At 34.5% G+C, this 14,384-nt stretch carries 14 protein-coding genes and 1 tRNA gene; 9 read left to right on the forward strand and 6 right to left on the reverse strand.

Annotation, left to right across the window (positions count from 1 at the left end; translation table 11 throughout):
• Nucleotides 1-13: 13 nt before the first annotated feature.
• Together aroD and ybaK are read left to right on the forward strand one after the other, a co-directional pair.
• Nucleotides 14-760 carry a type I 3-dehydroquinate dehydratase gene (gene aroD, locus KUA55_RS17420; protein WP_246601601.1) on the forward strand — a complete coding sequence of 249 codons (747 nt, stop codon included), beginning with the start codon at nt 14-16 and terminating at the stop codon, nt 758-760.
• Between the two features lie 11 nt (nt 761-771).
• Nucleotides 772-1,260, forward strand: coding sequence for a Cys-tRNA(Pro) deacylase (gene ybaK / locus KUA55_RS17425; protein ID WP_218327678.1), 489 nt, complete (start codon nt 772-774; stop codon nt 1,258-1,260).
• Here ybaK and KUA55_RS17430 read toward each other — a convergent pair.
• Nucleotides 1,257-2,513 (reverse strand): BaiN/RdsA family NAD(P)/FAD-dependent oxidoreductase, encoded by a 1,257-nt coding sequence (locus tag KUA55_RS17430; RefSeq protein WP_218327653.1) that lies wholly within the window; start codon nt 2,511-2,513, stop codon nt 1,257-1,259. The genes ybaK and KUA55_RS17430 overlap by 4 nt on opposite strands.
• Before the next feature lie 95 nt (nt 2,514-2,608).
• Between KUA55_RS17430 and gdhA the strand changes: the two genes are divergently transcribed.
• The 3 genes from gdhA to KUA55_RS17445 all read left to right on the forward strand — a co-directional run bounded on the left by gdhA (nt 2,609) and on the right by KUA55_RS17445 (nt 5,849).
• Entirely contained in the window at nt 2,609-3,958 is a 1,350-nt protein-coding gene (gene gdhA / locus KUA55_RS17435) for an NADP-specific glutamate dehydrogenase (protein ID WP_218327654.1), read from the forward strand.
• Nucleotides 3,959-4,037: 79 nt separating this feature from the next.
• Nucleotides 4,038-5,384 carry a glucose-6-phosphate isomerase gene (locus KUA55_RS17440; RefSeq protein ID WP_218327655.1) on the forward strand — a complete coding sequence of 449 codons (1,347 nt, stop codon included), beginning with the start codon at nt 4,038-4,040 and terminating at the stop codon, nt 5,382-5,384.
• Between the two features lie 243 nt (nt 5,385-5,627).
• Nucleotides 5,628-5,849: a hypothetical protein gene (locus KUA55_RS17445; RefSeq protein ID WP_218327656.1), complete on the forward strand. Its 222-nt coding sequence runs from the start codon at nt 5,628-5,630 to the stop codon at nt 5,847-5,849.
• A gap of 33 nt (nt 5,850-5,882) precedes the next feature.
• On the opposite strand, the gene KUA55_RS17450 is transcribed toward KUA55_RS17445, so the two are convergent.
• Nucleotides 5,883-7,106 (reverse strand): glycerophosphodiester phosphodiesterase family protein, encoded by a 1,224-nt coding sequence (locus KUA55_RS17450; protein WP_218327657.1) that lies wholly within the window; start codon nt 7,104-7,106, stop codon nt 5,883-5,885.
• A gap of 341 nt (nt 7,107-7,447) precedes the next feature.
• Nucleotides 7,448-8,047 carry a TVP38/TMEM64 family protein gene (locus tag KUA55_RS17455; RefSeq protein ID WP_218327658.1) on the reverse strand — a complete coding sequence of 200 codons (600 nt, stop codon included), beginning with the start codon at nt 8,045-8,047 and terminating at the stop codon, nt 7,448-7,450.
• A gap of 160 nt (nt 8,048-8,207) precedes the next feature.
• Here KUA55_RS17455 and KUA55_RS17460 point away from each other — a divergent pair, with 160 nt between their 5' ends.
• Both KUA55_RS17460 and KUA55_RS17465 read left to right on the forward strand, forming a co-directional pair.
• Nucleotides 8,208-9,551 carry an Nramp family divalent metal transporter gene (locus KUA55_RS17460; RefSeq protein ID WP_218327659.1) on the forward strand — a complete coding sequence of 448 codons (1,344 nt, stop codon included), beginning with the start codon at nt 8,208-8,210 and terminating at the stop codon, nt 9,549-9,551.
• Between the two features lie 16 nt (nt 9,552-9,567).
• The gene (locus KUA55_RS17465; protein WP_218327660.1) at nt 9,568-9,981 is read left to right on the forward strand and encodes a universal stress protein; all 414 of its coding nucleotides are present in this window, start codon (nt 9,568-9,570) and stop codon (nt 9,979-9,981) included.
• Between the two features lie 28 nt (nt 9,982-10,009).
• On the opposite strand, the gene KUA55_RS17470 is transcribed toward KUA55_RS17465, so the two are convergent.
• Together KUA55_RS17470 and KUA55_RS17475 are read right to left on the reverse strand one after the other, a co-directional pair.
• Entirely contained in the window at nt 10,010-10,468 is a 459-nt protein-coding gene (locus KUA55_RS17470; protein WP_218327661.1) for a threonine/serine exporter family protein, read from the reverse strand.
• A 12-nt stretch (nt 10,469-10,480) separates the two neighbouring features.
• Nucleotides 10,481-11,233 (reverse strand): threonine/serine exporter family protein, encoded by a 753-nt coding sequence (locus KUA55_RS17475; protein WP_218327662.1) that lies wholly within the window; start codon nt 11,231-11,233, stop codon nt 10,481-10,483.
• A gap of 384 nt (nt 11,234-11,617) precedes the next feature.
• Between KUA55_RS17475 and KUA55_RS17480 the strand changes: the two genes are divergently transcribed.
• Nucleotides 11,618-12,190, forward strand: a complete 573-nt coding sequence (locus KUA55_RS17480; RefSeq protein WP_218327663.1) for a TetR/AcrR family transcriptional regulator — start codon at nt 11,618-11,620, stop codon at nt 12,188-12,190.
• Between the two features lie 40 nt (nt 12,191-12,230).
• Nucleotides 12,231-12,318 (forward strand) — tRNA-Ser (locus KUA55_RS17485).
• Nucleotides 12,319-12,630: 312 nt separating this feature from the next.
• Here the strand turns inward: KUA55_RS17485 and KUA55_RS17490 are convergent.
• On the reverse strand, nt 12,631-13,641 hold the full coding sequence (locus tag KUA55_RS17490) for an LptM family lipoprotein (RefSeq protein ID WP_218327664.1): 1,011 nt from the start codon (nt 13,639-13,641) through the stop codon (nt 12,631-12,633).
• Between the last annotated feature and the right edge of the window lie 743 nt (nt 13,642-14,384).

The following is a 14,384-nucleotide window of genomic DNA, read 5'->3' on the forward strand; positions in this document are numbered from 1 at the left end:
AATGAGTAAGATGATGGCTGTTCAAATAAGAGATATGCGATTGGATGCAGGAAAACCAAAAATTTGTGTACCAATTATTGGTGAAACATTTGATGAAATTATGTCACAGGCTAGTCAAGCAAAAGTCAATGGAGATATAGTTGAGTGGCGGGCAGATTATTATAAAAATCTGCAAGATGATGAAGAATTATTGTTGACATTATTGGCTTTAAGAGAAGAGCTGCGCAACATTCCGTTGATTTTTAATTTGCGAACTGTTGAAGAGGGTGGACAGGCAGATCTGCCATTAAGTGAGTATCGCAGAATTAATGAATTTGCAGTGACTTCTCGGTCCATTGATGTGGCGGACATTGAGTTAACCCACGTAGATACGTTGGGAACAACCTTTATTCGCTGGATGCAAGCATTAGATGTAAAAGTAATTCTAAGTGATCATAATTATTCTGAAACACCGGAAGATGCGGTTTTATTATTCCGTTTAAATATGATGGAACATTGGGGGGCAGACATTGCCAAACTTGTAGTAGTTCCGCAAAATCAATCCGATGTGATTCGATTAATGAGAACGACGTTAAAGGCACAAACCTTTGTAAACTTACCGATTGTGAGTGTATCACAAGGAAATCTTGGAAAGCTATCGCGAGTGGCTGGCTATTTAGATGGCTCTTGCATGACTTATGGACATTTACCTGGCTTAGCTTCTGCACCAGGTCAATTAGAAGTTGAAAAGTTAAAACTATTTTTAGATGAATTTAGTTAGAGGTGGAAAAAATCGCTAAGAAAAAACAAGTAAAAACAAATGCGATTCGTTTGATTGAACAGAAAAAAATTTCTTATGTAGAACATCAATATGAGTGGTCTGAGAATGATTTAAGTGCCCGCCATGTACCTGAACAAGTTGGGATAGAGGCGGCGCGTATTTTTAAAACACTAGTGGCGGTTGGAAATGCCAGCGGACCAATCGTTGCAGTGATACCTAGTGATCACGAGCTAGACTTAAAAAAGTTAGCCAAAGCATCAGGTAATAAAAAAGTTGAAATGCTTCATGTAAAAGATTTAGAAAGTTTGACTGGTTACATTCGAGGAGGCTGTTCACCAATCGGGATGAAAAAACTATTTCCGACTTTTATGGCAGTAGAAGCTGCAAGTTATGACACAATAACTGTCTCGGCAGGCAAACGTGGCTTACAGATAGAAATTGCCCCAAATGCTATTCTGGAAATAACAAAGGGGCAAACAGTAGATTTAATTCAAAATTAAGCAAAACTCTGATAAGCGGCATGGGTACCAGCAACATGTCCCGTGCAAAAAGCAGCAGTAATGTTAAAACCACCTGTATAACCATTAACATCGAGCACTTCACCGGCAAAAAACAAGCCGGTGATTTTTTTGCTTTCAAGAGTTTTAGGTGAAATCTCTTTTAGTTCGATACCACCGCCAGTTACGAAAGATTTTTCTAGACCTAATGTTTTTGTGGCGGTCATTTGAAAGTTTTTGATTAAGTTGATGAGCTCAATCAATTCATGTTCGTTTACTTCGCGATAAGTTTTGTTAGTTAGCATTGCTTTTTGAAGGAAAAAATTTAGTAAACGCTCAGGAAGTAAAATACTTAGAGCATTATTTAGCTGTTTATTAGAGGTTTCACCCAATTCAGCTATTTTTTCTTTCACTGCTTCCTCAGATAGTTCTGGTAAACAATCTAATGACAAAGTTACTGTAGATTGTTCTCGTAATAATTGATTTACAAATCCTGAACAGCGTAGGGCAGCCGGACCGGAAACACCAAAATGAGTAAATAATAAATCCATTTTATGGGCGGTAACTTCTTTATTATATTGATTTAGAACGGTTAAACGAACGTCTCTTAAAGATAGTCCTTGCAATGTTTTATCAGTAATAAAAGAATCATTTAAAAAGATAGCAGACTCAGTCGGATAAAGTGGAGTGACGTGGTGACCCAGAGTTTTTGCCATTTTATATCCATCACCGGTAGCTCCTGTGTTTGGATAAGTCATGCCGCCTGTGGTGACAACAACACATTTTCCGCCAAAATCACCCTTTTCAGTTCTAACACCTTGAATTTTTTCCCCGTCAGAAATAATCTTTTCGATAGCTGTGTTAAAGAAGATGGTCACATTTAGATTTTCTAATTCGGCTAGCAGCGTTTGAACAATGGTTTTAGCTGAGTTACTGACTGGAAACATTCGGCCGTGGTCTTCTTCTTTTAAAGCAACACCATGTTCAATAAAAAAAGTCATAATGTCTTGATTGTCCCATTGGCTAAAAGTACTATATAAAAACTTCCCATTTCCAGGAATGTGGGTAATTAAGTCATCGACAGGACGATTGTTGGTAACATTACAACGACCGCCGCCAGTCATGAGTAGTTTTCGACCTGGTTTTTTATTTTTTTCAAACAAAGCGACTTGAGCGCCATTTTCTGCTGCAGCGATGGCGGCCATCATACCACTTGTCCCAGCACCGATGACAATCACATCAAATTTTTTCTTCATATTTTTCCTCCGTATTGTGAATTTTTTTAATCTTTAAAAAATTGCTATACAAGCCCACTATATTAAGCTAAACTTATTATTATTTTGAAAGGATGATGCACGTGAATACCCAAGAATACATTGATAAGTTAATAAATGATTTAAAAGCCAAAGATTCTCATGAAATTGAGTTCATTCAGGCAGTTGAAGAGTTTCTGCCTACTATTATACCTTTTTTAGAAGACAATCCTACATTTATTGAGAAAAATATTTTGTCACTTATTTTAGAACCTGAGCGTGTAATTCAATTTAGAGTCCCTTGGCAAGCAGATAATGGTGATTGGCATGTGAATCGTGGCTATCGAGTACAATTTAATTCAGCCATCGGTCCATATAAAGGCGGGTTAAGATTTCACCCTAGTGTAAACCTGAGTATTTTAAAATTTTTAGGTTTTGAACAAATTTTTAAAAATAGTTTAACTAACCAACCAATTGGTGGTGGTAAAGGCGGTTCCGACTTTGATCCTAAAGGTCGATCAGATAGTGAAATTATGCGTTTTTGTCAAAGTTTCATGACTGAATTGCAAAAGCATATTGGTCCTGATTTAGATGTACCTGCTGGTGATATTGGTGTGGGTGCTAGAGAAATTGGTTTTTTATATGGTCAGTATAAACGTTTGCGACAATCAGATATGGGTATTTTAACCGGTAAACCAGTCGGTTTTAACGGAAGTTTGATCCGAACAGAAGCAACGGGCTATGGTTTAGTCTACTTGGTTCATCACCTATTGAAAGATAAAGGAGATTCTTTAAAAGATAAGACAGTTAAATTATCAGGTAGTGGAAATGTCGCGATTTACACTATTGAAAAAATTCAAGAATTAGGTGGAAAAGTGCTAACTGCTTCAGATTCTAGTGGTTTTATTTATGACTCAGAAGGCATTGATTTAAAACTTTTAAAAGAAATAAAAGAAGTTCGGCGAGGCAGATTAACCGAATATATCGAGCAAAGACCAAATGCTAGTTATCAAACAGGTAGTGTCTGGGATTTCTCTGTTCAAGCGGATATTGCATTACCATGTGCAACACAAAATGAAATTAATGCGGTTCAAGCGGAAATTTTAGTAAAAGATGGTATAAGAATTGTTGCTGAAGGTGCAAATATGCCTTCAACTAATCAAGCTCTTGAAGTTTATCAGGCTGGAAATATTTGTTACTTGCCAGCCAAAGCAGCAAATGCCGGTGGTGTAGCTGTTTCAGCTTTGGAAATGAGTCAAAATTCACAACGACTTTCTTGGACTCGTCATGCGGTAGACGAAAATCTTAATTTAATTATGAAAGATATTTATGAAACAATTTCTGAAACAGCTAAACGTTACGCAACTGCTGGAGATTATGCTGCAGGTGCTAATATAGCTGGTTTTGCTAAAGTTGCTGAAGCGATGTATGCACAAGGTTTGGTATAAAAAAGTTCTGGCTTGAAAAATTATGAAAATAAACGTAAAGTAATAGCTGTATAATAGTAATCATCAAGGAGGAAACAAAATGGCACACATTCATTTCGATCATTCGAAAGTAACACCTTTTATTAACGACCATGAAGTTGAATTTATCAAGAGTCAAGTGGCATTAGCTCACAAAGAACTACACGAAGGTACTGGAGCTGGCAATGACTTTTTAGGCTGGATTGATTTACCAGTAAATTATGATAAAGATGAGTTTGCTCGTATTAAAAAAGCCGCTGAAAAAATCCAATCTGATTCTGAAGTTTTAGTGGTTATCGGAATTGGTGGTTCTTATTTAGGTGCTCGTGCAGCGATTGAATTTTTACATCAATCATTTTTCAATGCACAAACAAAAGAAGACCGTAAAGCACCACAAGTATTCTTTGCTGGAAATTCAATTAGCTCAACATACATTGCTGATTTAATCGAAGTAATTGGGGACCGAGATTTTTCAGTTAACGTAATCTCGAAATCTGGTACAACTACTGAACCAGCGATTGCTTTCCGCGTATTTAAAGAATTATTAATTAAAAAATATGGCGAAGCAGAAGCAAATAAACGAATCTATGCAACAACTGACAAAGCGCGTGGTGCAGTGAAAATTGAAGCCGATGCAGCTGGTTGGGAAACTTTTGTAATTCCTGATGATGTTGGTGGACGTTTTTCTGTATTGACTGCAGTTGGTTTATTACCAATCGCTGCCAGTGGTGCGGATATTGACGCCTTGATGCAAGGTGCGGCAGATGCACGAACAGCTTATTCAAGTGATAACCTGGACGAAAATGAAGCTTATCAATATGCTGCATTGAGAAATATCTTATACCGTAAAGGAAAAGTAACTGAAATTTTAGTTAACTATGAACCAGGAATGCAGTATTTAAATGAATGGTGGAAACAACTTTACGGTGAATCTGAAGGAAAAGATTTGAAGGGCATTTATCCATCAAGTGCGAACTTCTCAACAGATTTACATTCATTTGGTCAATACATTCAAGATGGTCGTCGCAATATATTTGAAACGATTGTTAAAGTTGATCAACCTAGAAAAGTTATCGAAATTCCAGCTCAAGAATCTGACCTTGATGGTTTAGGTTACTTAGAAGGAAAAGATGTCGATTTTGTAAATACAAAAGCTTTTGAAGGAACTTTACTTGCTCATACCGATGGTGGCGTTCCAAACTTTGTATTACACATTCCAACAATGGACGCGTATACTTTAGGATACACCATGTATTTCTTTGAAATTGCAGTTGGTGTTTCTGGCTACTTAAACGGTGTCAATCCATTTAATCAACCCGGTGTGGAAGACTATAAAAGAAATATGTTTGCTTTACTAGGCAAACCTGGCTTTGAAGATTTAGCTAAAGAATTAAACGAACGTCTATAGAATAATACTGAGAGCCTGCCAATCATTTTTTCGATTGGTAGGCTTTTTGATGCTTAAATTAAATTTAGGTAATAAAAAGCATGCTTGATTAAAGATAACATTTATTATTAAACCATTTGTTTTTAAAGTAGTCTAATTTTTGGCAAAATATCCTTTTTAATTAGTAAATTTATTTGTGAAAAGCGTTTTCAATTTATTTATAATATGTTATTATAAAAAACGAAATGAACGGAGGGGATTCAGATGGAAGAAATAAAAATCGGTGCTCAGTATAAATGTTTACCAGTTGGTTCTCAGCGGGAAGTGATTGGTGTTGTTGAACAGTTATACACGAATATAGCAGTCATTAACGTAACTGAATGTGATCCATGCGATGAATTAATGGTGCAAGAGTTACAGAATCGCATGGTTGTTAAATATCAAGACATAAAAAAATCTATTTCAGATAAATCATTAGCATATTAAAAAAAGTACTTTTCCCTTGGAAAAGTACTTTTTTTAATAGAGACGCAAGAAAAACGCAGCGAAATTTTGAAGGGTGGCTTGGCTTTTTAGTTTGGATAGATCGTCAGTCAGTAAGCCGTTAATGGCTAAACTTTTTAATTGAGAAGCTTCTTTTTTTGTATGCAATGTCCAAATTAAAATATCTTTGTTTTGATTTTTTAAAGCTTGAATTATATAAGGATTAGCCGTTCGCTGTTCGATATTGATAAAATCCAAATTGTTTTTTGGTACGCCGAGAAAATCAAAAGGTAAAATATAGCCAACTTGATTATCAAAAAAGTATTTTTTTGTTTCTTCAGAAACTTTAAGGCTCATACTTTGTAAAAAATGATTAGACAATTGCTCTTTAAATGGAAGTAGCGCTGAAACAATTGTTTCTTGTGTTTTTGTTGAAGGTTTTAATTCAATCAGCAGTTTTTGTTCTAATTGATTGGCCTGAACTAAATAATCAGAAAATAGACTAATTTTATCAGTATAATTGTTTTCTTTTAATGTTAATTGTTGAATTTCTGGCCAAGTTAGTTGATCTACGTTGAGATCTCTTCCTGTTAATTTTTTTAAATTTGGGTCATGGACGACTACTAATTGGTGATCTGAAGTTTCTTGAAGATCAATTTCGACGAGATCAGGTTGCCACTGGAGATTTGTATCAGTTAATCCGGTAATTGTATTTTGAATGGCATTCTTTTGACTTATACCGCGATGAGAAATACTATAAGGCTGATTGTTAGGCTGAAAAGCAGTTAAATCGCTATGATAATTTAAAATAGTGATAGCGATTAAGCCTAGCACACTCAACAATAACCAATGACAATCAAAAACGTCATTTACAATTAGTTTTTGCTGATTTAATAATTTAACAATCAAGAGAGCAAAAAGAACGTTGCCGATTAATGCATAAATTAGTAAAGCAAATATTAGTGAGTACTGGTGACTGAAAAGTGTTAACAATTGTTCTCCAAGTTTTATCCGCACTAACCAAATGATAGCTGTCAGCAATAGCATTAATCCACCAAAAAGAATTTCCTTCGGCCAAGGCTTTTGAGAAAATTTCCAACTATTGATCAAACCTCTGATTATAGTATCACCATGAGTTAAATTTGACGGAAAAAAAATAAATCGAGTAGTAAGATATAAGATAATTAAGTAGATAATAATGACAATCGGAATGATTTGCCATCTTTTAGCAAATACAGTAGACAGTATATTTGCAGGCAAAGAGAATCGCGCCAATAAAAGTTGATAAAACTGGGCAAATAATAAAGGAGACCAAATAAATATTAGTCCGGAAGAAGCCAGCCAGCCTTTGAAAAAATTCAAGTTGCAGGTCGGCTTTTTTGTCTCTATCATTAAGAGTATTAGTCCATAGATACTCATAAGTAAAACAAATAAAAGCAAACTACCTAATAAAGGTAGCTTAGTATTTTTTAAAATAAAAAAAAGCACTAGATTGACGAAAGGTAGAAAACTAGCGAATAATAGAAATATTTTAAAATTATTTAATTTAGTAGAAAACATTTAACCAACAACCTTTACCTAAAAATAAAACCCACTATTGATTAGTGGGTTAGTAATTGTGACAGTAATTGACCGCCTTGTAATAGAGCTAAACTATACAAGAAAATTGAAGCAGGTTTAGCTAATAGAATAATCGCTGTATATTTTTTGAAAGACATATTTGTTAAACTAGCCATCAAACATAAAGCATCATCTGGTGCAACTGGTAAAAAAATCGCGATGGCAAATATCTTTTCAAAACGAGATTCATTATCCAACATGTGACTATATTTATCAAATATCTTTTCACTGACTAAATGTTCGATCAAAGGTTTTCCATAATGCCGACCTAAGGCAAAAAGGATTAATGAGCCTATACAAATACCGACATAATTATAAACAAATCCCCAATAGGGACCGAAGATAATGACTCCAGCAGCTAAACTTATACCCCCTGGAATAATCGGGATGACGACTTGAATAATTTGAATCAAGACAAACACGAGAGGACCAACAATTGCTGATTGACCAACTAATTGTTGTAAAGCATTCATATCTTTAAAGACACCTAATTGATAAAAGTAAATTGCCAAACTAATGGTCACGGCAATTCCCATCAATGAGATAATATTTAATAATTTTCTAGATTGTGCAATGCTCATTTCTTCATCTCCTTTGTGCTACATTTGCAGTATAAAGGATTATTGTGTAATTTGTATAGGACTTAAGACCTAAATTACGCAAATCATGAACTTTTTTAAATATTTTACAGTTTTTTTAACTTAAGCTATGCTTAAAGAAAAACAATAAGGGGAAATACCTTTGACTAAAAAGAAAAATCTGATACATGAGTCTGACGGCGTCAGTTTAGAAGAAATAAATGGAACAGTTGTTGTTCCGAAAGATGCTAGCTTTTGGCGGAAACTGCTGCTTTACAGTGGACCTGGTGCTTTAGTTGCAGTGGGTTATATGGATCCAGGTAATTGGATTACATCGATAGCAGGTGGAGCATCTTATAAATATAGTCTGTTGTCAATTGTTTTAATTTCTAGCTTGGTTGCGATGCTCTTACAGAGTATGGCGGCTAAATTAGGCATTGTAACTGGAAAAGATTTGGCGCAAATGACCCGTACGAAAACTGGGAAAGCTTTAGGTTTTTCGTTGTGGGTTGTAAATGAGATGGCCATTATGGCAACAGATATTGCTGAAGTCATTGGTGGGGCAATCGCCTTACAATTATTATTTGGTTTACCATTGATTGTTGGGGTATTGATCACTACTTTAGATGTTTTACTATTGCTACTTTTAACTAAATTGGGATTTCGTAAGATTGAAGCAATTGTAGCAACTTTGATTTTTGTCATTTTTTGTGTTTTTGGTTATGAAGTTGCCGTGGCTGATCCTCATTGGGGAGAAGTGATTCGCGGTTTTATTCCTACAACTAAAATTGCGACGGATCGCTCGATGCTTTTATTAGCGCTCGGTATTGTCGGTGCAACGGTAATGCCTCACAACTTGTATTTGCATTCGTCAATCTCTCAATCACGAGATTTTGATCGAGATAATCCAAGAGAAATGAAAGAAGCAGTCAGATTTACTACCTGGGATTCTAATATTCAATTGACGGTCGCATTTATCGTTAACTGTCTACTATTAATTTTAGGTGGTGCTTTATTTTATGGCACGAATTCAGATTTAGGGAAATTTGTTGATCTATATGATGCTCTACAAAATCCAGCAGTCGTGGGAAGCATTGCCAGTCCGTTGCTAAGTACTTTATTTGCTGTCGCATTATTGGCCTCAGGACAGAATTCAACCATTACTGGTACATTGTCTGGTCAAATTGTCATGGAAGGTTTTATTCGTTTGAAAATTCCTTTATGGATGCGGCGTGTTGTCACAAGACTTTTAGCAATCATTCCAGTAATCATTTGCGTCATTCTGTATGGTGGAAATGAAGAGGCGGTTGAGAATTTGCTGTTATATACACAAGTGTTTTTAAGTATCGCTTTACCTGTTTCAATTATTCCGCTAACCATTTTTACTAGTGACAAAAAAGTAATGGGAGAGTTTGCAAATCCAAATTGGGAAAAATATCTTGCTTGGTTTATTACGATAGTATTAACAATTTTGAATTTATTTTTGATTTATAGTACTTTAAGCTAAAGAAAGAAGGCATAAAATGTTTGAGAAAATATTGGTCGCAGTAGATGATTCAGAAGATTCACTAAAAGCATTTGATTATGCAGTTGATCTGGCCAGCCGATTAGGTTCAAAAATAGCGGTGGCAACGATATTTGAAATTAATCGATTGAATGTTTATGAATATTTGCAGCCAGAGAATTTACGGCAAAAAAAAGAAAAAGTGGTAAATATATCCGAAGATTATATGAAAAAGGCTGAAAAAGCAGGTATTACTGTCGAAAAGGCTTACGTGGATGAAGGCGATCCAGCTCATGTGATTGTAGAAGAAATCATTCCCATTTTTCAACCGGATCTACTAGTTTGTGGTGCCTCTAAGAAAAAAAGTTTTATTCGTTCTGAAGCAAATGAGATGGCTCGCATGGCAGAATGTTCAGTATTGATTGTAAAATAAGAAGACGTTAGCTGGACTCAATGTCTCGCTAACGTCTTGTTTTTTTTAGTAGATTTTGTCGTGTTCGTTTTAAAATTCCTTCAACTAAATTAGTGAACATAAATCCTAGAGCAATAGCTCCTGCCGTAACTAAGACCACTACAATATTTTCCATCGCCGCGGTAAAATTCTGATTCATCATTTGTCGAACCGCCATATAAGCTGGGCCACCAGGTACTAAAGGAACCAAACTAGGTACGTTAAAAATAATTACTGGCATAGACATACGGCGTGAAAAGAAAATACTGATTAGACCAATTACTGTCGCAGCGCAAAAATTAGCAATTCCAGCATTTTGATTAAAATACGTTTCTAATCCCCAGAAAGTCATCCAACCACATGCCCCTGTAAGACCAGTCGTTAAAAATGCACGGCGAGGAATATTAGTTAATACACCAAAAGTTATCGTGCTAATCATACTAAAGAAAAAATTGATAAGTATAGTCAAAAAGTTTCCTCCTTAAAAAAAATGAAAAGCAACAATAATTCCGCCGCCAATGGCTCCTGCAACAAAGAGCGCTTCCGTAGCGCGAGCAATTCCGCTAATTAAATGACCAGCCATAATATCTCTAAAAGAATTGGTAATTGCTAATCCAGGAACCAGAGGCATGATAGAGCCAATAATAATACTGTTCACATTCAGTGCCCAACCTAGTAAAACAAAAATATTTGCTAGCGCACCGATAATTAGTGCGGCAAAAAAATCATTGAAAAAATACATATGTAATTTTTTTCCGAAGAAATTATGAACAGTAAAACCCAGTGCACCAATGATAAAAGTTGGAATAAAATCTCGCCAGTCTCCCTGTAAAATAATCATTAAAGTACAACTGACAATCCCTGCTGCAATCACATTCCACCAATAAGGAAAATCCGCTGTATTATCATCTACAAAATCTAATGCATAATATAAATCTCGTAAAGAAATTTCTCCAGATGCAAACAAGCGTGAACCACGATTGACCGCTGCAACTTTTTCTAGATTAATTGATTGGCGAGTAATCTCAATTAATTGACTTTTTTCTTCAGACGGTGATCCTACAAACAAACCTGTTGCAGTCACATATGTTTGAATATCCTGAAGTCCAGCGTTTCTTGCAATTCGTTTCATTGTATCTTCCACGCGATACACTTCTGAACCAGACTCCATCATTATTTTTCCAGCCCTTAAGCAAGTACTTAAAATTAGTTGTGTGTAGCTACTTTGCTCCATTATTTCACCGCCTTATTCCAATAGTAGGGAAAAATTTGAGTTTAGGCAAGAAAAGTTTTTCTAGTGAGATAAAAATTTGAAAGATAGTGGAATAAAGTAACATGAAATAGTAAAAAAATACATTCATTCTCAATCACTCAGAAAACGACCAAATAGAAGAAAGCATAACGCCTACATCTCTGGTTGAAATTATATAAGATTATTTATAAAGATTATAAAAACGATTTCAATAGCTATTTTACAGAAAACACTCAAGTTAGAATCTATTTAATAAGAAATTTTACATTTTTTGAATAACATTTAAGATAGGGGTTGCCAAACTAAATACTTTGAGTTTAAAATAAAATTACAAGAAAAATAATAACACCTCAGGAGGAAACGTTGATGAGAAGAAAAGTGTACACAAAAGATCAGATTTTGAAGGCCGCTTATGAAGTTGTTGAAGGAGAAGGCTTTTCTGGATTCACCGCCCGAAATATTGCTAAAAAAATGGGAATCAGTACACAGCCAATCTATTTGGAATTTAAAAATATGGGTGATTTAAAAAATACTTTATTAGATGAGATTTGTAACCATCTATATTACGATGTTTTTCCAGAGGTACGGACTGGAGATACGATTATTGATTTAGGCTTAAATTATGTTTACTTTGCCAAAGAGCAAAATAATTTATACAACGCTCTTTACGTACAAGAATACGGTGGTGGGAAAAAGATGCATGATTTTTCTTACAAGTATTTCCGACAATTGGTTAGTGAGCACCCTAAATATAGTAAGTTAGATGAAAATCATATCAATGCTTTACATGTAGGTAGTTGGATTACGGTTACTGGGATTGCAACATTGATGTCTTCAGGAATCATTTCGCCAACACAAGATGAGATTGTTCACTTGTTGAACCGTGCCATCGAAAATGTTTTAGAAAAAGAAGATACATCAGTCTTAGATTCTTTATAATTCTTGACATTTACTTTCAAAGAGGTAAGATAATTTGTGCGGAAGGTTGGCAGAGTGGTAATGCAACGGACTCGAAATCCGTCGAACCGGTTCATCCCGGCGCGCAGGTTCAAATCCTGTACCTTCCTTATATATCTTACAAATAATGCTAGAAACATTGATACAGAGCAATTCTGTTAATGTTTCTAGCTTTTTTTTGTAATTGACTAACTTTCGAGATAATTCACTAGTTCATTCACGTTTTTACGATTTTTTTGTTATATCCAACAGTTATAAGTAGTCTGAATTTCTCGCTTGGTAACTTTTCGACAGTTTCTTTTTCAATTGCCATTTGTATCAATTCTTTCAATTTGATAAAATAGGCATAATTAAATAAGCTTATTCCTTAGGTTAATTTATTCTGCACAATCTGACTCTTGGAGGGGTGGGATTGTGTTTTTTTATTGCAGATCTATAGTTGCATCATATTCATGATAAGCATTATCATCATTAAAATCATCAGTATCATAACTGCTATTAAATTTTAACCGTATTTGGTTAATATCAGTAACGTTTTCTAGGTTTCTTAGTGGAAATGAAGCATAGCCATTAACTTTACTACCACTAAACAAATCTCCAGCGAACGATTTCATGTGGTAACTGCCTTCAGTTTGTTCACCTGTATTTGTATTTAAAGTTGCATATTCCGGAAAAATGCCAACATCTCTTGAAGTATTATCAATGTTAAAGTGAACCATGATAAATGCTGGGTATTCTTCATCAGAGTAATCTTTGAAGTCTTCAACTTTTAGTATACTTACTTCATCAATTGAGACGTTAACCCCAGACCAAGAACTATCCGACCAATTAGTGGCGTAATCTTTTTGATCAATAATTTTTGTTTTTTCTGCACCATTATTAGTAGCTAAATAACTAAATTTCTTATTATTTTTTAAGAGTGAATTATCTTTTTTCTCAGATTTTGATGATGAATCAGATTCATCGTTACTTTCCTTTTTATTTTGTTTATTTTTTTCAATTGGTTTTAATACCATCTTCTCACTTTCTGAAGAATCACTTATTTTTTCAGGTGTTAGGATAATATTTTTCCCTTCACTCCCAACCAAGTATGTTTCATCTTCTGAGTTATCTTTATCGTCGCTCTTCCATGTCAGCTTGTTTTTATCTAAAGTATACTCATATTTAAAATTCATTTCATCGATAATACTTTTAGCAAATTCTTCTCCAATTGATTCCATTTCACTTTTAGCTGAAGATTCCATGTTATTTGAATCAATTGAAAATGTTATAACATGATCAGAAAAGCTAAGGATCATTGATGGATAATCACTTTTCTCAGATTCTACAATCCAATCATTTGCTTTTAAATCTGCTGTTGATATGTTCCTTCCGCAAGCCGCTAAACTAAATACTGCAATGAGCGTTAAAATACTACCAATAATTTTTTTCATTTCTTTCTCCTTTAGGTTCATAATATTTATTTTAAAAGCCTAGTTCATACCAACAAAAACTGTGAAAGGCTTTAAAATACACTTTTTTAAAATTAAGTAAGAAAATTTTTAACACAAGGTATTAAATTGTTCTTGTAACCAAGTTAGTTAGTAAAAAGGCTACAACTAAAAGACCTAAAAACCGTTCCCCAACGTTCATTAGGCTTTATTGCATTTTTTTAACTTTGCGTTAATTTTAACATCACGTGTTAAAAGAGTCGATGAATATTTCGATTTGCTAACTTATTTGCTTTCAAAATAAATATGAGGAGGCGATATTATGCCGGATACAACAAATTTACGAGAGCGAATTATCAAGTTTAAAGAAGCAAACAAACTGGTTTAATTAATGTTAGTAAGTTAGAAGTATTTTCAGCTTTATCAGGTAAAAGAACTGACCCAAAGTCAAATTTAATTATTTCTATATTAAAACAAGCATTTGGCGTTAAGTGAGGAGGATTTGTCAATGCAACAATTCGTTTTGATTTCATTGGATGATCTGAAAGTATTGATATCAGAAAAAGCTATTCCAAATAAAGTGTGGAACTCGCAACATGTTGCGTAATATTTGAAAGTCACATTACCAACTTTATTTAAAGAAACAAGAGCAGGAAAGATACCTGGTGTTCAGGTTGGAAGTACAGCTTAATAGCCTTATTTTGTAGCAAAGAGGGATTGAGATGCAGTTATGATCAAATAATTTC

Origin of the sequence: Enterococcus alishanensis, from assembly GCF_019218635.1 — a bacterium.
Lineage (GTDB): Bacteria > Bacillota > Bacilli > Lactobacillales > Enterococcaceae > Enterococcus_A > Enterococcus_A alishanensis.